Genomic DNA, 22,290 nt, shown 5'->3' with positions numbered 1-22,290 from the left:
TCGCAGGCAAAACAGGCTATCTCCTGAGAAAAATATCAGGAGACCCGTGCCATGAAGCCGATTTTCGTCCAGCTGCAATGCGCCCCCGGCAAGACCTACGAGGTCGCCGACGTGATCTACAAGAAGGAAATCGTTTCGGAGATGTATTCGACCAGCGGCGATTTCGACCTGCTGATCAAGGTCTATGTCGATGAGGAGCAGGATATCGGCAAGTTCATCAACGACAATATCGCTACCGTGCCGGGCATCAACCGGTCGCTGACGACATTGACGTTCAACGCGTTTTAGGCTGCTTCGGTAGTCTCGATAGCATAGGTGAGGACGACCGAGCCGCCGGCTGTTGTCATCGAGCTTTGCAGCCTGAGCGCTGTTGTATCGCGGCCCGGCCTGAAGAACGGGGTGCCGCGGCCGAGCAGGACCGGCGCGACGCCGATCATGATTTCATCCACGAGGCCGGCCTTGAGCAGGCTGTCGCAGAGTTCGGCGCTGCCGAAGATGCGGATCGGTTTCGTCGCCGTTTGCTTCAGCCGACGAAGGTCGCCGATGATGTCGGCTGTGACGGTCGTGTTTTTCCAGTCGCTGGCGGTGATGGTGCGTGAGGCGACAAGCTTCGGCGTGTCGTTCATGAAGGTGGTGATATCCTCATCCTCTTCCGCCGTCGTCCAGTAGGCCTTCATGCCCTCGTATGTGATGCGGCCGAACACGAGCGCCTCTGTCGCCGTGCCCCAATCCTTCGATAAAATGGAAAGCTCGGGCCCCCAGGCGCGTTCGTGAAATTGGATATCCCATTTCTTTTCGCCTTCGAAATAGCCATCCAGCGTCACGAGATTCCAGATGCACAGCTTGGCCATGGTCGTTTCTCCCAAGAAACACCAACCCAGCATCGTCAACCTGATTGCAAATTGCAAGCAGTTTTGTAAAGACTTTGTCAATTGACCCGTTAACCAGGTCCCTTTGCGCGGAAGACGGCCTTCTCCTGGGGCGACAGTTTCTCGGTTGCCATCCGCAGAGCGGTTGCGGACAGGCTGCTCCGGTTTTCCGCCAGGAAGGTTTTCAACCGGGCGCGGTCGGCCTCGCCGGCGGTGCGGATCCAGGAGCCGATCGCCTTCTGCACCATGTCGTGCGGATCGGCCGCCAGTTGGGCACAGATCAAAAACGTATCGTCAAGGTCGCCCTTGCGGATAAAATAATAGGTTGCAACGATCGCCGTCCTTCGCCGCCACGGGTCCGATGACGCAGCCAGCGCGTAGAGCGGGTCTCTCGGCTTGTCGTCTAGATACTGGCCAACGACATGTGGCGCGGCGCGATCAACCAGATCCCAGTTGTTCAGCCGATCGTGGCGATCGAGATAAAGTTGATAGAGTGCGGCAAGCGGATTGGCGGGCTTTTTCTGGCGAGCCTGGAAATCCATGACGGCGGCGGCGGCCATCCGGACCTCGTAGAACGGGCTATCGAGCAAAAGGTGGATTTCGGAGATCGGCAGGGTGGCATGGGCCTTGGCGACGGGAAAGACCTTGCCGATACCAACGCCGAGCACCTGCGTTTCGCCGAGACCGTCGTAAAAGAAGCGGGCAACATCGGCCACCGCATCGTCCGAACGGATGGCATGCAAGGCTGCTTCCACGCTTGCGGCTGTCATGCGGCTCATTCAGCCCTCCTATCGCACAGGCGGGCGTTATTCTGCCAAGGTCGGGCAGGTGCGGCAAGTTTGTGGAGGCGGTACCGGTCAGCCCAGCAAATTGGAAAACCGTACCGAATAAATCCTGTCCCGTCCCAGCATGTGGGCGACGAGGCTGGTGCGGTCGAACAGGCCGTGCATGGCCTTGTGACGCAGGTCGAGGCCGCCGGTGGTGACGCCGAAGGCGGGCATGATCAGGCGGCGGCTGTCGGTGGCGAAACAGGCGCGGCGAACGCGTTTTTCACGGCGGGTCACGGTGGCGGCGGGATGCAGGTGGCCGGCGATCTCGCCGGCGGTCGCATCCTTTGCAGGCTCGTGACGGAAGATCAGGCCGGCATAACGGAGTTCGTCGGCGGATGTGCCGGGCAGGCCGACGGTGCCGTCAGGGTCATGATTGCCGTTGATCCAGATCCATTCGCGCCCGCGCGCCATCGTCTCGATCATGCCGCGGAACTGGTCCGGCATCAAAGCGGAGCCGACACGGTCGTGGAAATTGTCGCCGAGGCTGATGACGGTCTTTGGGTCGTGGCGGGCAATGACGGCTTCGAGGATGCGAAGCGTCGCCAGCGTGTCATAGGGCGGCAGCATCATGCCCCGGCGGGCAAAGGCCGAGCCTTTTTCCAGATGCAGGTCGGAGACGACGAGGATATCGAGATCCGGCAGGTAGAGCCCGCCCAGCGGATCGCAGATCGCGGCGACGCCATTGATGGCGATGCGGGCAGACAGGGCCGGATTGTCCGGCAGGGCAGAAATGGCATGGGCAATGCGATGCATGATCTTCCGGCGCGACGTCATAGATGGTGTTCGCCGGTCACATCCTCGAACAGCTCGTCGGCGGCTTCGGCAAGCAGGAAATCCTGCGCGTCGCCATTGACCGACTCCTTGCCGATTTCCAGCATGACCGGCACGGCCAGCGGCGAAATGCGATCGAGCGGACGATGGGTGATGTGACCCTTGATTCGCGCCAGCATATCGCCAAGCCGCTCGATTTCCAAAAGTCCGGTCGAAGCGTCGTTGCGGGTGGCCTCAAGCAGGATGTGATCCGGCTCGTGGCTGCGCAGCACGTCATAGATAAGATCGGCCGAGACGGTGACCTGCCGGCCGCTCTTTTCCTTGCCGGGATGGCGCTGGTCGATCAGGCCGGCGATGACAGCGCAATTTCGAAATGTGCGCTTCAAGAGGAAGCTTTCGTTCAGCCAGGCTTCGAGGTCGTCACCCAGCATGTCCTCGTCGAACAGGTCGGAAAGGCGCGGCCGGCCGTTGCGGAAGGCGACGCCGAGATCCTCCAGTCCCCAGATCGCCAGCGAATAATCGGTGGCGACGAAGCCGAGGGGTTTTAGCCCGGCGCGGTCGAGACGGCGGGTCAGCAGCATGCCGAGCGTCTGGTGCGCCAGCCTGCCCTCGAAGGCATAGATCACCATGTAATGGCGGCTGCCGCGCGGGAAGGTCTCGATCAACAGCTCGTCTTCCTTCGGCAGCATCGACAGGTCGGCCTGCAGCGACAGCCAGTCGCGCACCTGATCGGGCAGGGCCTTGTGGCGGGCGGGATCGGCGAGCATCTTGCGAACCTGCTGGGCAAGATAGGTCGAGAGCGGAAACTTGCCGCCATTGTAGGAGGGAACCTTCGGGTCGAGCTTGTAGCCTTGGCTCACCAGGCACTCGCTTTCACGGATGCCTTCGAAACGCAGCACCTTGCCGGAGAACAGGAAGGTATCGCCGGGCGACAGCATCTCGATGAAATATTCCTCGACCTTGCCCAGCACCATGCCGCCGCGCCCCAGCGAGCCGCGGGCATTGTGCTTCACTAGGCGAACGTTGAGCATTGGCGATTCGATGATCGTGCCGATGTTGAGACGGTATTGCTGGGCAATCTGCGGGTTGGACACGCGCCAGCGACCCTCCGGGGTCTTGCGGATCTTTGCGTAGCGCTCGTAGGAGCGCAGCGCATAGCCGCCGGTGGCGACGAAATCGATGATGCGCTCGAAGGTCTCCCAGGGGAGCGCCGCATAGGGTGAGGCGCTGGTGATTTCGGCGTAAAGCTCCAGCGGATCGAAGGGCTCGGCGCAGGCCATGCCGAGCACATGCTGGGCCAGCACATCAAGCGCGCCCTTGCCCACCGGCGGAGTGTCCTGCGCCCCGAGATAATTGGCGTCGAGCGCTGCCTGACATTCCATCACCTCGAAGCGATTGGCCGGCACAAGGATGGCGCGGCTCGGTTCGTCCATGCGGTGGTTGGCGCGGCCGATGCGCTGGGCAAGGCGGGAGGCTCCTTTCGGCGCGCCGACATGGATGACCATGTCGACATCGCCCCAGTCAATGCCGAGATCGAGCGTCGAGGTGGCGACGACGGCGCGCAGACGGTTCTCCGCCATCGCCGCCTCGACCTTGCGCCGCTGGCCGACATCGAGCGAACCGTGATGCAGCGCGATCGGAAGATTGTCGTCATTGATGGTCCAGAGTTCCTGGAAAACACGCTCGGCCTGGCTGCGGGTGTTGACGAAGAGCAGGGTCGTTTTCGTCTCGCCGATCGCGCGGTAGATATCGCCGATCGCGTAGTTGGCCGAATGGCCGGCCCAGGGCACGCGCTCTTCGGTCGAGAGGATGGAAATGTTGGGCTTGGCACCACCGGTCACCGTGATCAGGCCGGCATGGTGGTTCTCGCCTTCCCTCTGCGGCGCCAGCCAGCGCTGCAGGTCCATCGGGGCGGCGACGGTGGCGGACAGGCCGATCGCCTGCATGCGGGGTGCGAGGCGCCGCAGCCGGGCAAGGCCGAGCGACAGGAGATGGCCGCGCTTGGAGGTGACGAGCGAATGCAACTCGTCGAGAACGACATATTTCAGATCCTTGAAGAAGCGTTCGGCTTCGCCATTGGCCAGCAGCAGCGCGACCTGTTCCGGTGTCGTCAGCAATATATCCGGCGGATTGATCTTCTGGCGCTGGCGCTTCGAGGCGGGCGTGTCGCCGGTGCGGTTCTCGATGCGGATCGGAAGACCCATGTCGCCAACCGGTTTCATCAGGTTGCGCTCGATATCGACGGCCAGCGCCTTGAGCGGCGAGATGTAGAGCGTGTGGATGCCGGTGAAGGCGGAGCCCGGCGGAATCTTGCCGCGCTCCGTCAGCGAGACGAGCGAGGGCAGGAAGCCCGCCAATGTCTTGCCGGCGCCAGTCGGCGCGATCAGCAACATGCTTTCGCCGCCCTGCACGCGCGACAGAAGCTCCAACTGATGGGCGCGCGGCTGCCAGCCCTTTTCCGCGAACCAGCGCAGGAAGGGCGGGGGCAGGAGAAGCGACATCTCCGGGCGCGTGGCGGAATCGATCTGGTTCACGCGAACAAATGTAGATCAAACCTGCGCAAATTGAAGAGCATGATCAATGGACGGCGAACGGACGGGCGAGAATTCCCTGCTGAGATGAAAAAATCAAAAAACCGGGAACCTCTTCGGGTGCCGCGCATTGATGGATTCATGCAAAATTTTCGAGGGTGAAATCGCAAAAGGAGGCCATCATGCCGTTGTCAGCGTCCGATGAACACGTCATTCCGCCGGATGAACATATTCTGACCGTCCAGGAAGCACTGGAACCCCTGTTCCAGAAACTGGAGCATGATGCAGAGACGAAACTTGTGGAGGCTGCGGTTCATGCCGGATGGTCGCCGTATGAAGCGCTGCACGCGATCGACGAGTTGAAGAAGCAGGACGTGGCTTCCTGAGGCGCGCCTTATTTGCGTTTACGTCGATGCAGCAGCGTTCCATCGCTGTTGCATCTCCTCTGGCGTGACCTGTTCAATGGTCTGCGACAGCATCCATCGGTGGCCATATGGATCCAGCACCTGCGCGACGCGCTCCCCGAAGCTCTGGTCGGCCGCCGCTCGCAGCATGGTTGCTCCGGCCGACAGGGCCTGCGCAACCATGGTATCCGTGGAAACTACGTCCAGATGAAACGTGACCGGCGATCCGCCGATCGTATCGGGAGAGAGCGCGCCGAAATCCGGATATTCATCTGCCAGCATCATCAGCGTCTCTCCGAACCTCAACTCGGCGTGGCCGATGCGCCCATCGGTCGGGTCGGTCATGCGAAAGATTTCTTCCGCGCCAAAAGCCTGCTTGTAGAAGTCGATGGCTTGCGCCGCATGTTTCACGACAAAATAGGCACTGACTTTCCGTGCGAGACTCGACATGGAACCCCTCTCCTTGACTGGATCTGACAATAACGTTACGTATCGTAAAGATATTAGTCAAGAGGGTTGCATGACGGCGAGAAAAAGAGGGCGGCCGCAAAGCGAGGAGGCGCAAAGACGCGTGCTGCACGCTGCCCACGAAATCCTGATGACGGAAGGGTTCGGACGGCTGACGATCGAGGCGGTCGCGGCGCGATCCGGTGTCGGCAAGCCGACGATCTATCGATCCTGGGCCAATGCGCAGGAACTGGCCATGGCCGCTTTGCTGGTCACATCACCGGCTGAAACCCAGGTCGACGGGGCAACCGCGCAGGCGGCCCTCGGCGCCCAGATGCGCGCGCTGGTGACCGCGTTTGCCACAACGAGAGGACGGCAGATCACCATGGCACTGGCGGCAGCCGACCCGGAAAGCGAATTCACCAAGGCGTTTCGCAATCAGGTCATCCTATCGAGCCGGGCCGCCGGTCGCGATATTCTGGAACAGGCGGCGGCACGGGGCGAGATCGCACCGCCACCCGATCTGGAGGCTTTGCTCGATATGATCTACGGCCCCGTGTTTTTCAGATTGCTGGTCGGGCACCAGCGGGTATCGCCGGAATTCGGCGATACCATCGTCAACATTGCCCTTCGAGCCGTTGCGCCTTAGCCGGAATGATCGTCTTTACGGTTACAGAAGAACCAAGCTCGTGGCTCTATCTTCCGCCTGATTTCGCCTGCATCTTGGCGATGGTCAGCGTCTCGTCGGCGCGGCCCCAACCACCATCGACGACTTCATCGACCAGCACCATCGTGTACGGGCGCACACCTTCCCCGAAATAGCCGACGAACAGGTCGGTGGTCTTGTGGATGATCTCTTCCTTCTGCTCGGCGGTCACGGTGCCCTGCGGGAATTTGTAGTTTGCGAATGGCATGGTCGGCTCCTTTTGGTTTGTGAGGATGACCAAACCTAGCCGTCAGTTCGACATACTTGAAATCGATCGTCGATATATGCATTCATCCATGCCATGGATTTACATGGCATCGACCTGAACTTGCTCGTCGCCTTCGACGCCCTGATGGCGGAACGTAGCGTGACCAAGGCGGGCGTCCGCATCGGCCGAACCCAGCCGGCCATGAGCGCTGCCCTGTCGCGGTTGCGGGCGCTGTTGAAGGATGAGCTTTTCATTCGTGGTCCGAACGGATTGCAGCCGACGGCGCGGGCGCTTGACCTGTCGGAACCGCTTGGCCGTGCTCTCGCCGAGATCCAGCGGACGCTGGATTTCACCCAGGCTTTCGAGCCGTCGGTCTCGACGGTCACCTTCACGCTCGGTCTGTCTGATCATCCAACCTTCGTGCTCCTGCCGCGCCTGATCGAGGCCCTGAACCGGCTGGCGCCGAATGTGTCGCTCCGGGTGCGCCATTTCAGCGCCCGCAACGATGCGATCACCATGCTGGATGCCGGCGAGGCGGATGTAGTGATCGGCGTGCCGGCGACGCCAACCGGGCGCATCCTGACGGCACCGCTGTTCGAGGAACGGTTCGTTTCCATCGTTCGGCGCGGTCATCCTGCCGCCGATCGGCCGCTCGACCTTGAGGCCTTTCTCGACCTGCCGCATCTGCTGGTCTCGCCGGAAAACGATCGTTTCGGCCATGTCGATGTGGTGCTGGCCAAACGCGGACTGGCGCGGCACCTCGCACTGACGCTGCCCAATATGTATGCCGCGCCGCTCCTGATCGCCCGTTCGGATATGATTGCCACGGTCATGGCCGGCGTGGTGGTGGCATCGGGACAAGCGCCCGATCTCGCGATCCTCGAGCCGCCGATCGAGCTGGCGCCGGTGCCGTTCATCCTGCACTGGCACCGCCGCAACGACCTTCATCCGGCACAGCGCTGGCTACGGGAGTGTATTGCGGGGCTTTATCCGGCGGAGACTGGACAAGCTCACATCGCGATGTAGCGGTCCTTGCGGTGGTTGATGGCGAGCGTCAGGTTCATGACAACGGCGCCGACGACCGAGCAGGCGATGATGAAGGGGCTGGCGAGGAAGAAGGAACAGGCGACAATGGTCCCGTCGAAGGCGAGTTGCACGAAGCCGGCGCGCCAGCCGAAACGATCCTGCAGATAGAGCGCCAGGATGCCGACGCCGCCGAGGCTGGCGCGGTGGCGAAAGAGCGCGAGCAGACCGGCACCGATGACCAGGCCACCGAACAGCGCCCCGATCAGCGGATCGACATGGGTGAGGTCGAGCGCGCGGGGCAGGACTTCCGACATGCCCGAAGTCAGCGCCACGGCTGCGAATGTCTTCAACGTGAAGGCGAGGCCCATGCGGCGGAAGGCCAGGTAATAGAACGGCAGGTTGACGGCGAAGAAGCAGGCGCCGAAACTGAAGCCGGTCGCATAATGGACCAGGAAAGCAATGCCGGGCGTGCCGCCCGTCAGCAGTCCGGCGCTTGACAGGAGCGTGATGCCGAGCACGGCGAGCATGCTGCCGGAGAGGACACCCTGCGCATCGTCGACCAGCGAATGCCGTTCAGCGCTCGATGCCATCAGTGCTGCAAAGGCGGATTTGGCGGGTATCACCATCATTGTCGTCATTCTCCTTGGCCGATCCGGTCCCTTCTATCGCCCCGTTTCCGGAACGCAAGCAGAGGTCCGAAAATTGCCACTTGACGACGGCGATAATCATGGATAAAAAATATCCACGATAGAAACGGAGGCAAGCCGATGAAAATGGGCGAAGGGGTGGAGCAGGCCATTCACAGCGTTGCGATGCTGTCGGGCCTTTCGGAAGGCAGCGTTCTGTCGGCCGCCGCGATCGCCGAGTTTCACGGTGTCTCGACGAGCTATCTTCTCAAGCATCTGCAGGCGCTGTCTGGCGCCGGCATTCTCGAAACGGTCCCCGGTCCGAAGGGCGGGTATCGTCTGGCGAAGAAGTCGGCCGACATCACGCTGCTCGACGTCGTTCTGGCCGTCGAAGGGCCGGCACCCGCTTTCCGCTGCGGCGAAATCCGCCAAAGGGGGCCGAACCCGGTGCCGGACCGTTATTTCACCAAGCCCTGCAACATCTCGGCCACGATGCTGCGGGCGGAGCGGGTTTACCGGGCCGAACTTGCCAAGACCACGATCGCCGATCTCGGCGTTCAGCTTGCGGAAATCGACGATGGCCCGATCGCCGCCCGCAACTGCGCCTTTCTCGAAATCCATGAACGCAAAGCAACGGCTCGCTGAGCCCCAACCAAGGAGAACTGACATGCATCCTCGTCTCGACATGACCAAGGCATCCCCGGACGCTTTCAAGGCCGTTCTCGCGCTTGAAAACTACGTGCAGGCATCCGGCCTGGAGCGCCGCTTCATTCACCTGATCAAGCTGCGGGCCTCGCAGATCAACGGCTGCGCCTACTGCGTCGACATGCATGTCAAGGAATCGCGCCATGACGGCTTGAGCGAACAGTGGATCAACCTGATGTGCGTCTGGCGCGAATCCCCGGTTTACGATGCTCGCGAACGCGCTCTGCTCGGCTGGGTCGACGCGGTGACGAACCTCGCGCAGACCGGCGCGCCGGATGACGCCTATGAAACGCTGGCGGCGCATTTCTCGGCTGAGGAAATCGCCAAGATCACAGTCGCGATCGGCACGATCAATGTCTGGAACCGTATCGCTGTATCGTTCCGCTCGCAGCATCCCATCGACAAGGTCGCGAAGGCCGCCTGAGACAAGCTTAAAACGAAACGAGAGCGGGAAGGGGCTACCTTTTCCGCTCTCTTTTCATTCGGGCTTTCGAAAGTTGGATGAGGGGGCAGCCGGTGCCGCCCTTGGCAGTGGCGCGGCGCAGTCTTTTACAAGACCACGCCCTTGGCCCCCTCATCACCCCGCTTTGCGCGCGACGTCTCCTCCGCCAAGGGGACGTGCGGTCTACAAAGCGATATAGCGGTCGGCGCGATGGTTGATGGTCAGGAACAGATTGAAGACCACTGCACCGAGAACGGAATAAAACACGACCGAAGGCGTGGTGACGAAGAAGGCGGCTGCGAGCACGCAGAGGTCGATGGCGAGCTGCACGAGGCCGGCGCGGATGCCAAAGCGCTCTTGCATGTAGATGCCGAGAATGCCGACGCCGCCGAGGCTGGCGCGATGGCGATAGAGCGCGAGCAGGCCGAAGCCGAGCAGCAGGCCGCCGAGAAGGGCCGCCCAGGCCGGGTGGATTTCCGAAATCTGGAAGACCTGGCCCTGCACATTTGTCAGAACTGACGTGATGCTGATGGCGATGAACGTCTTGATCGTGAAGGCCATGCCCAGTTGCTTCCACGACAGATAGAAGAACGGCACGTTGAGCAGAAAGAAGGCGAGGCCGAAATTGATGCCCAGCGCATAATGCAGCAGGAAGGCGACGCCGGCCGTGCTGCCGGTCAGAAGGCCGGCGCTTGCCAGCACATAGAGACCGAGCGCAGCGACCAGGCTGCCGGAGAAAATACCCTGCACGTCCTCGATCGGCGTGTGGCGCGTCGCGTTGGTATTCCAGAAGCCAAGTGCGCTAATGATGCTCATGTGACGATCTCCAATGGCAAACGGACAGGCATTCCGGACATGCCCGAATGGCAGGCCCGAACAACAGGAAACGGAAGGAATGAAGGTGCATGGACGGCCGCGATCTCTCGACTGCGCCGCCTGTGTGCGATGCAGCATTTATCGCGATTTCCGCTGTCACGATCAAGTGAAATATGTAAGCAATGCTGACCTATTTCAACTTCGCAAGAAAAATGCGCTTAGGCCGTTTTTTGCGTAAGGAACAGCATGCCGGAGAGCGGTTTGCCGCCATCATTGCGAATGACGGTCTCGCGTTCCGCCAGCACCGCCAGCCCGAAATCGGCGCAACGCCGTCGGATGTAGCCGCGCGAATGGGCGTAGCGCAGCGATTGGCGCAGGACGACGTCACCATCCTCCCCGGCATCCTCGGTCGAAAAGGCGAAGATGCCGCCGGGCGCCAGCAGTTCGCTGATCAGCACGAAGATGCTGTCGAGATTGCCAAGATAGAGGAAGACATCAGTGGCGCTCACGAGGCTGGCGCGGTGGCTGGCTTTGCCATCGAAAAGGCCCGAAGTCTCCGGTGGAAGGAAAAGATCGGCCTGACCGAGATGATCGTAGACGTCTTTCTCGGCCGCCTTGGCCAGCATGTTGGTCGAGAGATCGTAGCCTTCGAGATAGTCCGTACGGGCACGGACGCGCTCACCGAACAGGCCGGTGCCGCAACCGAGATCGACCAGATGCTTGATACGTGTTTTGCCGATCCGCTCCTCCAGCAGTGCCGTCAGCGTTTCCGGAACGTTGTAGCCGAGCTTGTCGACGAGCGAGATATCGAAGCGGTCTGCATAATCGTCAAACAGGCGCTCGACATGATGGCTCGGCGGTTGGCCACCTTCCGGCGCGCTACCGAGAAAGGCGAGTTTCAGCGATGCGCCGAAGATGTCCTCGGGGTTCAGCTCCAGAACTTTATGAAGCGCTTCGACCGCCGCCTCCTTGCGGCCCGATTTCTCCTCATAGTCGGCAAGGCGGAACCAGCCGGCCGCCCAGTCGGGAACAAGTTCCAGCGCCTGGCGCATCAGGTCGGCCGCATCCGCATGGTCCCCTTCGGTGGCCAGCATATGCGCATATTCGGTGCGGCGATCGGCAAGCAGATTGCCGGAGGAGAGTTGGGTGGAAGAGATGGTGTTGTGCCTTGTTCCCGCGAATATCAACCGCTTTTCGCGTGTGACCGGTCAAATGGCAAGCTTTGAAAGGCCGGCGCGGTGATCCGGCGAGGTGCTCTCGCCAATCCTTGCAGCTTGCGGCAGGCCTCTGCGCGTCTTATGTCAGGCGAAACAGGAGAATCATGACGTCATGGCCGATGGAGTGAACAGGTTTCTGGGCGATTCGCCCCTGCGCGTGCTGGTCAAGCTGCTGGTGGTCTCGATCATCGTCGGATTCGTCATGGCTGTTTTCGGCTGGACTCCCTATGGCATCCTCTACACGATCCGGGACTTCGTCCTCGACCTCTGGCATTCGGGCTTCGCGGCCCTCGGAAAGGTCGGCGATTACCTGCTGCTCGGCGCGGCCGTGGTGATCCCGGTCTTCATCATCCTGCGCATCCTCAGCTACCGGCGGTAACATGCACGACCACACTTTCCTCGCCTCGCGGCGCACTCTCCTGCGCGCGGGCGCTCTCCTTTCGCTCGGCCTGCTTGCCGCCTGTGGCACGCCGAAAGTCACTGCCCCGAGCGGCGGCGGCAGCGACCAGACTGATGCGACGCTCGGCTATGTCAACGCGTTGAGGAAGCAGAAGGGACTGCAGCCGTTGGTGCGCGACCCGGCGGCGGCGCAGGCCGCGCTTTCCCAGGCCGGCCGCATGGCCAAGGCCGGGAAGATGTCGCACCTGATCGGCATGGGCGACAGCTTCCTCGATCGCATGAAGGGTGGCGGCGTTTCCCTGCCGGCGGCGGAAAACATCGCCTCGGGCCAGGACAGCGCCGAAAAGGCCTACACCGCCTGGTACAATTCGCCCAAGCATCTGGAAAACATGCTCGGGCCGAACTATCGCGGCCTCGGTGTCGCGGTGATGCGGAATCCGGCTTCCGGAAACCGGCCCTATTGGGCCATGGTGCTGTCGACCAGCTGATCCGATTCTCGGAAATGGCTGGCCTGAGGGCAAGGCATGGACACGACGCGGGCATCCGATATCGCCGACAATGTGGATGGGGCAGGGCCTTTCCTCGTTACAAACCGGCTGATTCTGTCGATCGCCGTGCCGATGACGCTGGGTTTCCTGACGACGCCGCTGCTTGGCCTTGTCGATACCGCCGTCATTGGCCGCCTGGGTCAGGCGACGCTGCTGGCCGGCCTCGCGGTCGGCGCAATCATCTTCGACCTGATTTTCACGACCTTCAATTTCCTGCGCGCTGCGACGACCGGCCTGGTGGCACAGGCCTTCGGGCGGGGTGACAAGACGGAGGAGCAGGCGGTCTTCTGGCGCTCGCTGATCATCGCGCTTGTCTGCGGCGGCGCGCTCATTCTGGTCTCGCCGCTGCTCTTGTCGTTCGGCCTCTGGCTGCTCGCGCCGGGGCCGGAGATCGAGGCGGTGACACGCACCTACTTCAACTGTCGCATCCTTGCGGGGCCAGCCTCGCTTGCCAACTATGCCATTCTCGGTTTCGTGCTGGGACGCGGGCAGGGGACGACCGGGCTATTGCTGCAGACCCTGATCAACGGCATCAACATCGTCCTTTCGATCACGCTCGGCCTTTATCTCGGCTGGGGCGTCATGGGCGTGGCGCTGGCGACGGTGACGGGCGAAGTGGTCGGCGCGATCGTCGGCTTCGCGCTGGTGTGCGCGCGCTTCGACCGGTCCGTGGCACCGAGTTGGGCGACGGTATTTTCGGCTGAAAAGCTGAAGCCGCTGTTCGGGCTGAACCGCGACATCATGATCCGCTCTTTCGTGCTTCTCGCCGCCTTCATGTTGATGACGCGGATCGGCACCTCGTTCGGCCCGGTGACGCTCGCCGCCAATTCCGTGCTGATGAGCATCTTCCTCGTGGCGGGCTATTATCTCGACGGGCTGGCCAATGCCGCTGAACAGCTGACGGGCCGGGCGATCGGCGCGCGATTCCGTCCTGCCTTCGACCGCGCCTTGCGGATGACGGCGACATGGTCGCTGGCGCTTGCGGGCATGACCACTGTTGCCTTTCTCCTCTTCGGCAACCGGTTGGTGGATGTGTTGACGACGGCGGCGGACGTGCGGGCGGAGGCTTACATCTACATGCCCTGGGCGGCGATCACAGCGCTGACGGGCGCGCTCGCCTTCCTGATGGATGGTGTGTTCATCGGCGCCACATGGTCGCGCGACATGCGCAACATGATGCTCTTGGCCTTTGCCGGTTATGCGCTGGCGCTCTGTCTTCTCGTGCCGGTCTTCGGCAATCACGGCCTGTGGGCGGGGCTCAACCTGTTCCTGCTGTTTCGCGGCAGCTTCCTTCTGGCGCTGGTGCCGCGACGCTCGGCTCAGACGTTCCGGGCCGCCCAATAGTCGGTGCGTGTGCCGCGGATCTCGGCGATCGAGCCGAGCTTTTCGCGGTCGCAGAGCTGCGACAGGCCGCGCACGATCCGGCCGGCCAGCGCCGGGCCTTCGTAGATCATGCAGGAATAGAGCTGGACGAGATTGGCACCAGCACGGATCTTTTCCGCGGCTGTTTCGGCGGAAGAGATGCCGCCGACGCCGATGATCGGCAGGTCTGGTCCGACACGCTTGCGCATCTTTGCCAGTACGGCGGTGGATTTTTCGAACAGTGGCTTGCCGGAAAGGCCGCCGCTTTCCTTTGCCTGGCGCTGGTCCTTCAACCCGTCGCGCGACAGGGTGGTGTTGGAAACGATGAGGCCATCGAGATCATGCGCAAGTGCCTCGGCGGCGATGTCGTCCATGCCTTCCTCGGTGAGATCCGGTGCGATCTTCAGAAAGACGGGCACGCGATTGCCGGTCTTTGCCGCTTCCGCATCGCGGGCTGCAAGCACCGCCGAAAGCAGCGCCGAAAGGCTTTCCCGCGCCTGCAAGTCGCGCAAGCCGGGTGTGTTCGGCGAAGAGATATTGGCGGTGAAGTAGCGGGCGACATCGTAGAAGGTGCGTATACCAACGACATAGTCGGCAATACGGTCGGAACTGTCCTTGTTGGCACCGATATTGACGCCGATCATGGCAGAGCGCGAGCAGCTACGAAGGCGCTGCAAGGCAGCCTGGTGTCCCTCGTTGTTGAAACCGAGCCGGTTGATGACGGCGTCGTCCTCGACAAGGCGGAAGATGCGCGGCTTGTCATTGCCAGCCTGGGCATTCGGCGTCACGGTGCCGATCTCGGTGAAGCCGAAGCCGAGGCGCAACAGCGCTTCCGGCACCTCGGCATTCTTGTCGTATCCGGCGGCCATGCCGATCGGATTGGCAAAGGACAGGCCGGCGACCGTCTGGGCGAGGCGCCTGTCGGCAGGGGCGGCGCAGGATGGGACGAGCCCGGTTTTCAGGCCCTTGATCGACAGCCCATGGGCGGCTTCCGGATCGAACAGGAACAGGCTGCGGCGGGCAACAGACTGGAAGAGATCGATCATCGGTCAAGCTCCGGAAAGATATGGACGCCGGTGGCATCAAGCGGCAGCGGTTTTTCCCAGACGACGGCGTCGAGGGACAAGGTGCCATAGAGATGGGGGAAGAGCGCGCCGCCGCGCGAGACTTCGTAAACCAGGGCATTGCCGAGCCTGTCGCCATCGACCGCGACCAGCAGCAGGCCATCCTGTCCGGCAAAATGGCGGGCGGCGGTTTCGATCGCCTGTTCGGCAGTGGAGAAGTGGATATAGCCATCGGTCACGTCGATCGCGGCACCCTTGAATTCTCCATGGCGTCGGGCATCTTGCCATAGAGTTGCCGGAACGATTTTGTAGATGATGCTGGGCATGCCGCCGTTTCCTGGAGCGTGGACATTCTGTTTTGCGGAATTGCCGCAAACTTCTGCGAAAGTCCACCTTCAAGCGGGACAAGGCCCGGATTTTTGGCGATCAAGGAGAATGCCATGACGAGGATGCTGATGCCGGTGGTTGCCCTTGGCGGCCTGTTGAGTGCCTTCGCGGCCATGGCCCAAGAGCCGGCGCCGGGGCGTTATGCCATGCAGAAGACCGACAGCGGCATCACGCGGCTGGATACGCAGACCGGCGAGATGTCGCTTTGCCAGGAAAAAGACGGCGAGATCATCTGCAGGATGGCCGCCGACGAGCGCAGCGCCTTCGAGCTCGAGCTGGATTTGTTGACCAAACGCGTCGAAACCTTGGAAAAAGCCGCCGCAAACGCGCCGAGCGGGCTCAAACCACGGCTGCCGAGCAAGGAAGAGATTGACCAGACGATGAGCGTCATGGAAAGAATGATGCGCAGTTTCATGGGAATTGTGAAGGATCTGGAGGACGAGGAAAAGTCGCCGTCGAACAAGACGGACGAAACGCCTCAGAAGACCTGACCGGATCCGCACGCGCGGCAGGGAAATTGGAGGATTTGCCTGTCACGAAGCTCTTGGGAGGGAGCGTCATGACGACAGGTTTGACCATCATCATCGCGGACGACCACCCGCTGTTTCGTGGCGCGATGCGCCAGGCGCTCGCCGGCATGCCCGGCAATCCGACCATCATCGAGGCGGGCGATTTCACCTCTGCGCGGCAGGCAGCCATCGATAACGTTTCGGTCGATCTGATGCTGCTGGATCTGACCATGCCGGGTGTCAGCGGACTGTCGGGCCTGATCGCGCTTCGGGCCGAATTCCAGAGCCTGCCGGTGATGATCGTATCCGCCCACGACGATCCGGCGACGATCCAGCGGGCGCTCGAACTCGGTGCCTCCGGCTTCTTGTCCAAATCCGCCGGGATCGACGAAATCCGCCAGGGGATCGATACCGTCATGGCCGGCGACATCTTCACGCCGCCCGGCTTCGTGCGCGGCATGGAGCATGAGCCGGAAGTCGCAGCCCTCCTGCAGCGCCTGCAGACGCTGACGCCGCAACAATCCCGCGTGCTCGGCATGCTCGCCGAAGGCCTGCTGAACAAGCAGATCGCCTATGAACTCGGCGTCTCCGAGGCAACCATCAAGGCGCATGTATCGGCCATTCTGCTCAAGCTCAATGTCGATAGCCGTACGCAGGCGGTCATTCAACTCGGGAAGATTGCGGCTGTTGCGGCTTGATCATCCACGGCATTTGACCCGGGGCTCAGCGATTGATGCGGAGTAGTAACCTCCCGTCGGGTGTATGTCCCATTCAGCCTAGACTACTGTCACTCCGCCGCCGCCTTCATCGAGACCGACAGCTGGGTCAGCCAGGCCCGCATCGAGGCCGGGCGGACGGGTTTGTTTTGGAGCGCGATGCCGTCGCGTTCGGCAGCGCCCCGGACCTCTGGAGAGCGGTCGGCGGTAACAAGCAGGGAGGGGATTTCGGCGCTGAAATGCAGGCGGATGGCGCGGATGACATCAATGCCGGTGCCTTCGTCGAGATGGTAATCGGCGATGATTGCATCCGGGCGCCGGTCGGTGCCGGTCAATCCCTGCTGCCATTCCGAAAGCGATGGCGCGGTCGATACGGTGCAGCCCCAGCCTTCGAGCAGGAGCTTCATGCCTTCGAGGATCAGCGGCTCGTTGTCGATGCACAGGACGCGCAGGCCGTGCAGTGGTTCGGCGGTGCGGGCAGGCGCGGCGGGAGTGGTTCTGACGCCTGAGCCGGCATTGCGGTCGATCGGCATGGTTACGCGGAAGCGTGTACCCTTGCCAGGCTTCGACTGCAGGTCGACCTGGTGATTGAGAACGCGGGAAATGCGATCGACGATCGACAGGCCGAGCCCGAGGCCTGACGCCGTCTTGGCGCCTTCGTCGAGACGGGCGAATTCCTTGAAGACGGTGCGGAATTTCGAGGCGGGAATGCCGATACCGGAATCCAGCACCTGAATGATCGCGTTGCCGCCCTCGCGGCGAACACCGACAAGCACCTTGCCCTCGAGCGTATATTTGATGGCGTTGGACACGAGGTTCTGTACCAGACGGCGCAGCAAGTTGGGATCGGTGCGCACCGTCAGTGAGGTCGGCATGACCGTCAGTTCGAGGTTGGCGGCGCGGGCGACGGGTGCGAAATCGGTTTCGATGCGGCGCAGCAGATCGTTGAGCGGCACGGATTGCAGTCGCGGCTTCATCGCCCCGGTGTCGAGCCTTGAAATATCGAGCACGGCGCCAAGGATCGTTTCGACCGATTCCAGCGAGGAATCGATATTCTGTACGAGCGCGCTGTTTTCGGAATCGCCGAGGCGTTCGACCAGTGATGAGGAATAGAGCCGGGCGGCGTTCAGCGGCTGCAGGATGTCATGGCCGGCGGCGGCGAAGAAACGTGTCTTGCCGATATTCGCTTCCTCGGCGGCCGCGCGGGCTTCGGCGACCTGCTTGTTGACACGGGTGAGTTCGCCGGTGCGCTCGGCGACGCGCAGTTCCAACGTTTCGTTCGCCTGCTTGAGCGCCATGTCGGCGGCGACGCGCTGGGTGATGTCGGTATAGGTGGTGACGATGCCCTTGTCGGGCATGGCATTGGTACGCACTTCGATGATGCGGCTGCCACCGGAAAGCTCCAGCAGGAACGGCTTGTCGAGCGTCAGGAAGTTGGCGATCAGCGCCTTGGCGTCTTCCTTGCGGATATCCCCCCGCTTCGTCAGCAAGGCGACGATCTCGGCCAGCGGGAAGCCGACCTGGCCGGCGCTCTCCGGCAGGTCCAGCAGCTGCCGGAAGCGGCGGTTCCAGATGATCAGGTTGTTGGAACTGTCGAAGACGGCGATGCCCTGATCCATCTGGGACAACGCCGTCTGCAGCATGTCCTGATTGTATTGCAGCGCCTCGGATGCTTGGTCGAGCAGCCAAGCTGTATCAGACGACGTGTCGTCTGCAGGACGAGGCGGGCGGACGACGAGCCGATGGCGCTGCCGAGCAGTTGTTCGGAGAAATGGATCAGGCCCATATCCGCCGGCTGCTGGTTTTCCAGCCAGCGGCCGGACTGGCGTTCATAGGTCTGGAACGATCGCTCCATGCGTTCCTCGCCGAGATAGCGGGCAATGGTGGTCTTCAGGTCCAGCACGGTGATCTTGGTCTTGCGGCCGCGAAAGGCCTTTTCGGTACGCGACTTGCGGCGGATGAAGACGCCGGCCTGCACCCGCTCCAGCGGTTTTGGCGCCCGGGTGAGGGAGCCGACGACATAGGCGATGATATTGGCCAGCAGGCTGAGCGCGGTGGCGTTGACCAGCGGGTCGGTAGCGCTTTCCGAAAAGGCACCGGTGAAGGGAAAGAGGAAGCTGAGCACTGCCGTCGCGACATGGGAATTGTCCGGCCCGCCGAGGCTTGGCAGGAACAGAAGGTAGGCCCAGACGAAGAAGCCGAGCGTCATGCCGGCAATGGCACCGCGCGCATTGGCCTGGCGCCAGACAAGGCCGCCGAACAAAGCAGGCGCCATCTGCGAGATCGCGGCAAAGGACAGCAGGCCGAGCGAGGCGAGGCCGGCGCTCATGTCGGCCGAGCGATAGTACCCGTAACCGAGCAGCAGTACCGCGAAGATGGCGGTGCGCCGGACATTCAGCAGCGTACCGGCGACATCGTTGAAGCCGCCGCGCCCCATGAGGTTACGCCGCAGGAAGATGGGCATGACGATGTCGTTGGAGATCATGATCGACAGTGCCACCGAGGCGACGATGACCATGGCGGTGGCGGCAGAAAAGCCGCCGATAAAAGTGATCAAAGTCAGGATCGGCATGTCGGCGGCAAGCGGCAGCCGCAGCAGGTAGAGATCCGCCTCGCCGCTACCGGCGAATGTCAGCACGCCGCCGATGGCGACGGGGAGCACGAAGAGATTGATGGCGACCAGATAGACCGGAAACAGGATGCCGGCTGTGCGCAGGTCCTTTTCCGTCCGGTTTTCGACGACGGTAACATGGAACTGCCGGGGCAGCATGATGATGGCGAAGGCGGAGAGCACGACCAGCAGGATCCAGCGCGACATCGGTGTCTGGTATTGCAGGGCGGTCATCACCTGTTCGTTGGCGAGCGCCTTTGCCCAGAGATCGGCAGGGCCATCGAACAGGAAGAAGACCACGTAAAGGCCGACGGTCACAAGAGCCAGCAGCTTGACGACGGATTCCATGGCAATGGCCAGGATCAGGCCATCCTGGTGCTCGGTTGCATCGGTGTGGCGGGTACCGAAGACGATGGCGAAGCAGGCAAGAAAGAGTGTGACGAGAAGTGGCAGGTCGATATAGTTCTGACCGGCGCCGATCCCGTAGCCGCTGGTGTCGACCATGGCGGAAACAGAACTGGAAACGGCTTTCAGCTGGAGTGCGATGTAGGGAATCGCGCCCACCAGCGAGATCAGCGCGACGATCGCGGCCACCGCCGGGTTCTTGCCGTAGCGCGCGGCAACGAAATCGGCGACGGATGTCAGCTTTTCCGCCTTGGCAAGCGAGATGATGCGGCGGATGACCGGCAGGCCGATGGTGAACATCAGGATCGGGCCGATATAGATGCCGGTGAATTCCAGTCCACGCTCGGCGGCAAGGCCGACGCCTCCGAAATAGGTCCACGAGGTGCAATAGATGGCAAGGCTCAGGGCATAGACCAGCGGCCTGCCCTTTCCGGCAGCGGCGGTTTTCCGCGCCTTGCGATCACCATAACTCGCCACCGCAAACAGCAGCAGCAGATAGGCAAAGGCGGCCGCGAAAATGATCGAGCCCGACAGCATGTGTCCTCCTGGTCCTCGGTGCAAAGCATAGGACAAGACGGAGATGAAGAAAATCGGCGTCGGCTAAGCCTTAAGTCAAAGAACCGACAGTTCTTTTCCTGCCATCGGAATTCGACTTCGAGCCAGCTATTTTTCGGCTTGTGATTTACATGAAGCCGAATTCGGTTAGCATCCGGGCGGCATTCGGCTGCGTAGAACGGACGGGTGCGGCTCATTTCGATAATGGATTAAGGAGAGAGTAATGCTGAACGAATTCAAGGCGTTTATTGCCAGGGGCAACGTCGTTGACCTTGCCGTCGGTATCATCATCGGCGGCGCTTTCACGCTGATCGTCAATTCGCTGGTCAATGACATTATCATGCCGCTCGTCGGCGCCATTATCGGAAGCATCGACTTCTCCAATTTCTTTGTTCCCCTGTCCAGCAAGGTAACCGCGACATCGCTGGCTGCGGCGCGCGAACAGGGGGCGGTTTTCGCCTACGGCAACTTCCTGACCGTCGTCCTGAATTTCCTCATCCTTGCCTGGATCATTTTCTGGCTGGTCAAGGCCGTCAACAGGATGCGCGTGACCTTGGAAAAGCAGAAGGAAGCCGAGCCAGCCGCCCCGCCGCCGGCAGACGTACAGCTCCTCACCGAAATTCGTGATCTGCTGAAGACGCAGCGCGTCTGAGCGTCCTTAGATCCATCACGAAATTCGATTGATCCGTCAGCGAATATCGCGTGATCGTGATGTGAAAAACCGCTAGAAGCGGCGCTCTGGTATTTAAAGTTTCGCATAACCCCGGACGTTTTTTCGACTTACGGGGTTATGCGCGAGGAGCCCGTCGATGACCATCCTGTCCAGCCTCAGTCCTCGTTCGCTCGCCGCCCCGGAAAGCGGAATCGTCGAACTGGTGAATTATGCGCGTGGACGGGACGGGTTGATCCCGCTCTGGGTGGGTGAAGGCGACCTGCCGACGCCGGATTTCATCTCGAAAGCGGCGCAGGCCTCGCTTGCGGCCGGCGAAACCTTCTACACCTGGCAACGCGGGGTTCCGCCGCTGCGTGAAGCGCTTTCGCGCTATTACCAGCGCCATTTCCACAAGACGCTATCCCCGGACAATTTCTACGTGACTGGTTCCGGCATGCAGGCGATCAAGCTGGCGATCGAGGCGGTGACATCGCCCGGTGACGACATGGTGTTCCTGTCGCCGGCCTGGCCGAACTTCGCCGCCAGCGCGGAACTGTCGGGTGTGAAAGCGATTGCCGTGCCACTGGAATTCATCGATGGCAAATGGCAACTGGACATCGACAAGCTAGAGGCTGCGATCACGCCGAAGACCCGGGCACTGTTCGTCAACACGCCCTCCAATCCGACCGGCTGGACCGCGACGCATGACGATCTCAGGGCGATCCTCGCGCTCGTCCGCAAGCATGGCCTGTGGATCATGGCCGACGAAATCTATGCGCTCTATTATTACAACGGCCCCCGCGCGCCGTCCTTCCTCGATATCATGGAGGAGGACGAGCGCATCCTGTTCGTCAATTCCTTCTCGAAAAACTGGTCGATGACGGGCTGGCGCGCTGGCTGGATCGTCGCGCCACCGGCGATCGGACAAGTATTGGAAAATCTCATCCAGTATTCGACCTCCGGCGTGGCGCAGTTCATTCAGGCCGGCGCCACCGTTGCGCTTGATGAGGGCGATGCGTTCGTCGCCGAAAACGTCGCCAAGGCGACGCTGTCGCGCGACCTGTTCTGCGACGCGCTGATCGCCACCAACCGTGTCGAAACGCTGAAACCCGATGGTGCGATCTATGCCTTCCTGAAAATCGACGGGGTAACCGATGCCCGCCGTGCCGCACTCGACATCGTCGATCGGACCGGTGTCGGCCTCGCGCCCGGAACGGCCTTCGGCGCGGGCGGCTCGCTGTTCATGCGTGCCTGCTTCCTGCGTGACCCCGGCCAGATCCGGACGGCGGCCGAACGCTTGTCGGCCTATATTGCCGGTCTCTGACAACGACGAATATCCGATAAAATTTTATCGAATATTCCAATGATGCAATAACTATACATATGATAATACTTTGATTCCTATCGCCTGAACGGTCGATAGTGAAGGTTCGGAAAGATTTTTTGGCTTTGATGCTTCCTGTCGAAACGGACAAGGAAGTAAG

At 61.6% G+C, this 22,290-nt stretch carries 24 protein-coding genes and 1 pseudogene; 13 read left to right on the top strand and 12 right to left on the bottom strand.

Annotated elements, in window-relative coordinates; all coding sequences use genetic code 11:
* Positions 1 to 51: 51 nt before the first annotated feature.
* The gene (locus tag ASG68_RS03480) at positions 52 to 288 is read left to right on the top strand and encodes an Lrp/AsnC ligand binding domain-containing protein (RefSeq protein WP_062583110.1); all 237 of its coding nucleotides are present in this window, start codon (positions 52 to 54) and stop codon (positions 286 to 288) included.
* Here ASG68_RS03480 and ASG68_RS03475 read toward each other — a convergent pair.
* The 4 genes from ASG68_RS03475 to ASG68_RS03460 all read right to left on the bottom strand — a co-directional run bounded on the left by ASG68_RS03475 (position 285) and on the right by ASG68_RS03460 (position 4,971).
* Positions 285 to 851 (bottom strand): dihydrofolate reductase family protein, encoded by a 567-nt coding sequence (locus ASG68_RS03475; protein WP_062602589.1) that lies wholly within the window; start codon positions 849 to 851, stop codon positions 285 to 287. The genes ASG68_RS03480 and ASG68_RS03475 overlap by 4 nt on opposite strands.
* A gap of 89 nt (positions 852 to 940) precedes the next feature.
* Positions 941 to 1,648, bottom strand: coding sequence for a DNA alkylation repair protein (locus ASG68_RS03470; protein ID WP_062583113.1), 708 nt, complete (start codon positions 1,646 to 1,648; stop codon positions 941 to 943).
* 78 nt (positions 1,649 to 1,726) lie between these two features.
* A complete protein-coding gene (gene pdeM / locus ASG68_RS03465; RefSeq protein ID WP_062583676.1) occupies positions 1,727 to 2,452 on the bottom strand; it encodes a ligase-associated DNA damage response endonuclease PdeM in 726 nt (241 codons plus the stop codon).
* Positions 2,453 to 2,469: 17 nt separating this feature from the next.
* Positions 2,470 to 4,971, bottom strand: coding sequence for a ligase-associated DNA damage response DEXH box helicase (locus ASG68_RS03460; RefSeq protein ID WP_062583677.1), 2,502 nt, complete (start codon positions 4,969 to 4,971; stop codon positions 2,470 to 2,472).
* 212 nt (positions 4,972 to 5,183) lie between these two features.
* Between ASG68_RS03460 and ASG68_RS03455 the strand changes: the two genes are divergently transcribed.
* Positions 5,184 to 5,387: a hypothetical protein gene (locus ASG68_RS03455; RefSeq protein ID WP_062583678.1), complete on the top strand. Its 204-nt coding sequence runs from the start codon at positions 5,184 to 5,186 to the stop codon at positions 5,385 to 5,387.
* An 18-nt stretch (positions 5,388 to 5,405) separates the two neighbouring features.
* Here ASG68_RS03455 and ASG68_RS03450 read toward each other — a convergent pair whose 3' ends face one another.
* Entirely contained in the window at positions 5,406 to 5,855 is a 450-nt protein-coding gene (locus ASG68_RS03450; RefSeq protein WP_062583115.1) for a VOC family protein, read from the bottom strand.
* 70 nt (positions 5,856 to 5,925) lie between these two features.
* Here ASG68_RS03450 and ASG68_RS03445 point away from each other — a divergent pair, with 70 nt between their 5' ends.
* The gene (locus ASG68_RS03445; RefSeq protein WP_413813980.1) at positions 5,926 to 6,501 is read left to right on the top strand and encodes a TetR-like C-terminal domain-containing protein; all 576 of its coding nucleotides are present in this window, start codon (positions 5,926 to 5,928) and stop codon (positions 6,499 to 6,501) included.
* Between the two features lie 46 nt (positions 6,502 to 6,547).
* Here ASG68_RS03445 and ASG68_RS03440 read toward each other — a convergent pair whose 3' ends face one another.
* A complete protein-coding gene (locus ASG68_RS03440; protein ID WP_062583680.1) occupies positions 6,548 to 6,766 on the bottom strand; it encodes a tautomerase family protein in 219 nt (72 codons plus the stop codon).
* A gap of 93 nt (positions 6,767 to 6,859) precedes the next feature.
* Here ASG68_RS03440 and ASG68_RS03435 point away from each other — a divergent pair, with 93 nt between their 5' ends.
* On the top strand, positions 6,860 to 7,792 hold the full coding sequence (locus ASG68_RS03435; RefSeq protein WP_062609134.1) for a LysR family transcriptional regulator: 933 nt from the start codon (positions 6,860 to 6,862) through the stop codon (positions 7,790 to 7,792).
* Here the strand turns inward: ASG68_RS03435 and ASG68_RS03430 are convergent.
* Positions 7,777 to 8,418, bottom strand: a complete 642-nt coding sequence (locus ASG68_RS03430) for a YitT family protein (RefSeq protein WP_062583681.1) — start codon at positions 8,416 to 8,418, stop codon at positions 7,777 to 7,779. The genes ASG68_RS03435 and ASG68_RS03430 overlap by 16 nt on opposite strands.
* A 141-nt stretch (positions 8,419 to 8,559) precedes the next feature.
* Between ASG68_RS03430 and ASG68_RS03425 the strand changes: the two genes are divergently transcribed.
* Positions 8,560 to 9,063, top strand: a complete 504-nt coding sequence (locus tag ASG68_RS03425; protein WP_062609132.1) for an RrF2 family transcriptional regulator — start codon at positions 8,560 to 8,562, stop codon at positions 9,061 to 9,063.
* A gap of 22 nt (positions 9,064 to 9,085) precedes the next feature.
* On the top strand, positions 9,086 to 9,547 hold the full coding sequence (locus ASG68_RS03420; protein WP_062583121.1) for a carboxymuconolactone decarboxylase family protein: 462 nt from the start codon (positions 9,086 to 9,088) through the stop codon (positions 9,545 to 9,547).
* Positions 9,548 to 9,748: 201 nt separating this feature from the next.
* On the opposite strand, the gene ASG68_RS03415 is transcribed toward ASG68_RS03420, so the two are convergent.
* The gene (locus ASG68_RS03415; RefSeq protein WP_062583123.1) at positions 9,749 to 10,381 is read right to left on the bottom strand and encodes a YitT family protein; all 633 of its coding nucleotides are present in this window, start codon (positions 10,379 to 10,381) and stop codon (positions 9,749 to 9,751) included.
* Positions 10,382 to 10,599: 218 nt separating this feature from the next.
* Positions 10,600 to 11,538 carry a tetratricopeptide repeat protein gene (locus tag ASG68_RS03410; RefSeq protein ID WP_062583682.1) on the bottom strand — a complete coding sequence of 313 codons (939 nt, stop codon included), beginning with the start codon at positions 11,536 to 11,538 and terminating at the stop codon, positions 10,600 to 10,602.
* A gap of 172 nt (positions 11,539 to 11,710) precedes the next feature.
* Between ASG68_RS03410 and ASG68_RS03405 the strand changes: the two genes are divergently transcribed.
* Genes ASG68_RS03405 through ASG68_RS03395 form a run of 3 tightly spaced genes read left to right on the top strand, consistent with a single transcriptional unit; the run spans position 11,711 to position 13,889 of the window.
* Entirely contained in the window at positions 11,711 to 11,977 is a 267-nt protein-coding gene (locus tag ASG68_RS03405; protein WP_062583125.1) for a DUF6460 domain-containing protein, read from the top strand.
* A 1-nt stretch (position 11,978) separates the two neighbouring features.
* On the top strand, positions 11,979 to 12,485 hold the full coding sequence (locus tag ASG68_RS03400) for a CAP domain-containing protein (RefSeq protein WP_062583126.1): 507 nt from the start codon (positions 11,979 to 11,981) through the stop codon (positions 12,483 to 12,485).
* 36 nt (positions 12,486 to 12,521) lie between these two features.
* The gene (locus tag ASG68_RS03395) at positions 12,522 to 13,889 is read left to right on the top strand and encodes an MATE family efflux transporter (RefSeq protein WP_062583128.1); all 1,368 of its coding nucleotides are present in this window, start codon (positions 12,522 to 12,524) and stop codon (positions 13,887 to 13,889) included.
* On the opposite strand, the gene ASG68_RS03390 is transcribed toward ASG68_RS03395, so the two are convergent.
* Positions 13,865 to 14,953, bottom strand: a complete 1,089-nt coding sequence (locus ASG68_RS03390; RefSeq protein WP_062609130.1) for a quinone-dependent dihydroorotate dehydrogenase — start codon at positions 14,951 to 14,953, stop codon at positions 13,865 to 13,867. The two genes, ASG68_RS03395 and ASG68_RS03390, sit on opposite strands and share 25 nt — an antisense overlap.
* Positions 14,950 to 15,297: a DUF952 domain-containing protein gene (locus tag ASG68_RS03385; RefSeq protein ID WP_062583132.1), complete on the bottom strand. Its 348-nt coding sequence runs from the start codon at positions 15,295 to 15,297 to the stop codon at positions 14,950 to 14,952. The genes ASG68_RS03390 and ASG68_RS03385 overlap by 4 nt, the downstream gene beginning before the upstream one ends.
* 114 nt (positions 15,298 to 15,411) lie before the next feature.
* Here ASG68_RS03385 and ASG68_RS03380 point away from each other — a divergent pair, with 114 nt between their 5' ends.
* Positions 15,412 to 15,849 carry a hypothetical protein gene (locus ASG68_RS03380; RefSeq protein ID WP_062583133.1) on the top strand — a complete coding sequence of 146 codons (438 nt, stop codon included), beginning with the start codon at positions 15,412 to 15,414 and terminating at the stop codon, positions 15,847 to 15,849.
* 68 nt (positions 15,850 to 15,917) lie between these two features.
* A complete protein-coding gene (locus tag ASG68_RS03375; protein ID WP_062583136.1) occupies positions 15,918 to 16,565 on the top strand; it encodes a response regulator transcription factor in 648 nt (215 codons plus the stop codon).
* A gap of 89 nt (positions 16,566 to 16,654) precedes the next feature.
* On the opposite strand, the pseudogene ASG68_RS03370 reads toward ASG68_RS03375, so the two are convergent.
* Positions 16,655 to 20,136, bottom strand: a pseudogene (locus ASG68_RS03370) (NahK/ErcS family hybrid sensor histidine kinase/response regulator).
* Between the two features lie 241 nt (positions 20,137 to 20,377).
* Between ASG68_RS03370 and mscL the strand changes: the two are divergent.
* Both mscL and ASG68_RS03360 read left to right on the top strand, forming a co-directional pair.
* A complete protein-coding gene (mscL, locus tag ASG68_RS03365; RefSeq protein WP_062583137.1) occupies positions 20,378 to 20,806 on the top strand; it encodes a large conductance mechanosensitive channel protein MscL in 429 nt (142 codons plus the stop codon).
* Between the two features lie 157 nt (positions 20,807 to 20,963).
* The gene (locus tag ASG68_RS03360) at positions 20,964 to 22,130 is read left to right on the top strand and encodes a pyridoxal phosphate-dependent aminotransferase (RefSeq protein WP_062583139.1); all 1,167 of its coding nucleotides are present in this window, start codon (positions 20,964 to 20,966) and stop codon (positions 22,128 to 22,130) included.
* Positions 22,131 to 22,290 lie beyond the last annotated feature (160 nt).

The sequence above is a fragment of the Rhizobium sp. Leaf453 genome (assembly GCF_001425605.1).
Taxonomy (GTDB): Bacteria; Pseudomonadota; Alphaproteobacteria; order Rhizobiales; family Rhizobiaceae; genus Pararhizobium.
The sequence above is the reverse complement of the archived record's forward strand: the minus strand, read 5'-3'. Positions and strand labels throughout refer to the sequence as shown.

Excerpts from the sequence above, each read along its gene's own strand:
- ASG68_RS03460 (WP_062583677.1), bottom strand. The coding sequence starts at position 4,971 with ATGTCGCTTCTCCTGCCCCCGCCCTTCCTGCGCTGGTTCGCGGAAAAG.
- ASG68_RS03445 (WP_413813980.1), top strand. The coding sequence starts at position 5,926 with ATGACGGCGAGAAAAAGAGGGCGGCCGCAAAGCGAGGAGGCGCAAAGA.
- ASG68_RS03375 (WP_062583136.1), top strand. The coding sequence starts at position 15,918 with ATGACGACAGGTTTGACCATCATCATCGCGGACGACCACCCGCTGTTT.
- ASG68_RS03430 (WP_062583681.1), bottom strand. The coding sequence starts at position 8,418 with ATGGTGATACCCGCCAAATCCGCCTTTGCAGCACTGATGGCATCGAGC.
- ASG68_RS03440 (WP_062583680.1), bottom strand. The coding sequence starts at position 6,766 with ATGCCATTCGCAAACTACAAATTCCCGCAGGGCACCGTGACCGCCGAG.
- ASG68_RS03420 (WP_062583121.1), top strand. The coding sequence starts at position 9,086 with ATGCATCCTCGTCTCGACATGACCAAGGCATCCCCGGACGCTTTCAAG.
- ASG68_RS03360 (WP_062583139.1), top strand. The coding sequence starts at position 20,964 with ATGACCATCCTGTCCAGCCTCAGTCCTCGTTCGCTCGCCGCCCCGGAA.
- ASG68_RS03435 (WP_062609134.1), top strand. The coding sequence starts at position 6,860 with ATGGATTTACATGGCATCGACCTGAACTTGCTCGTCGCCTTCGACGCC.
- ASG68_RS03405 (WP_062583125.1), top strand. The coding sequence starts at position 11,711 with ATGGCCGATGGAGTGAACAGGTTTCTGGGCGATTCGCCCCTGCGCGTG.
- ASG68_RS03395 (WP_062583128.1), top strand. The coding sequence starts at position 12,522 with ATGGACACGACGCGGGCATCCGATATCGCCGACAATGTGGATGGGGCA.
- ASG68_RS03400 (WP_062583126.1), top strand. The coding sequence starts at position 11,979 with ATGCACGACCACACTTTCCTCGCCTCGCGGCGCACTCTCCTGCGCGCG.
- ASG68_RS03450 (WP_062583115.1), bottom strand. The coding sequence starts at position 5,855 with ATGTCGAGTCTCGCACGGAAAGTCAGTGCCTATTTTGTCGTGAAACAT.
- pdeM (WP_062583676.1), bottom strand. The coding sequence starts at position 2,452 with ATGCATCGCATTGCCCATGCCATTTCTGCCCTGCCGGACAATCCGGCC.
- ASG68_RS03390 (WP_062609130.1), bottom strand. The coding sequence starts at position 14,953 with ATGATCGATCTCTTCCAGTCTGTTGCCCGCCGCAGCCTGTTCCTGTTC.
- ASG68_RS03480 (WP_062583110.1), top strand. The coding sequence starts at position 52 with ATGAAGCCGATTTTCGTCCAGCTGCAATGCGCCCCCGGCAAGACCTAC.
- ASG68_RS03425 (WP_062609132.1), top strand. The coding sequence starts at position 8,560 with ATGAAAATGGGCGAAGGGGTGGAGCAGGCCATTCACAGCGTTGCGATG.
- ASG68_RS03470 (WP_062583113.1), bottom strand. The coding sequence starts at position 1,648 with ATGAGCCGCATGACAGCCGCAAGCGTGGAAGCAGCCTTGCATGCCATC.
- ASG68_RS03455 (WP_062583678.1), top strand. The coding sequence starts at position 5,184 with ATGCCGTTGTCAGCGTCCGATGAACACGTCATTCCGCCGGATGAACAT.
- mscL (WP_062583137.1), top strand. The coding sequence starts at position 20,378 with ATGCTGAACGAATTCAAGGCGTTTATTGCCAGGGGCAACGTCGTTGAC.
- ASG68_RS03415 (WP_062583123.1), bottom strand. The coding sequence starts at position 10,381 with ATGAGCATCATTAGCGCACTTGGCTTCTGGAATACCAACGCGACGCGC.
- ASG68_RS03380 (WP_062583133.1), top strand. The coding sequence starts at position 15,412 with ATGACGAGGATGCTGATGCCGGTGGTTGCCCTTGGCGGCCTGTTGAGT.
- ASG68_RS03475 (WP_062602589.1), bottom strand. The coding sequence starts at position 851 with ATGGCCAAGCTGTGCATCTGGAATCTCGTGACGCTGGATGGCTATTTC.
- ASG68_RS03385 (WP_062583132.1), bottom strand. The coding sequence starts at position 15,297 with ATGCCCAGCATCATCTACAAAATCGTTCCGGCAACTCTATGGCAAGAT.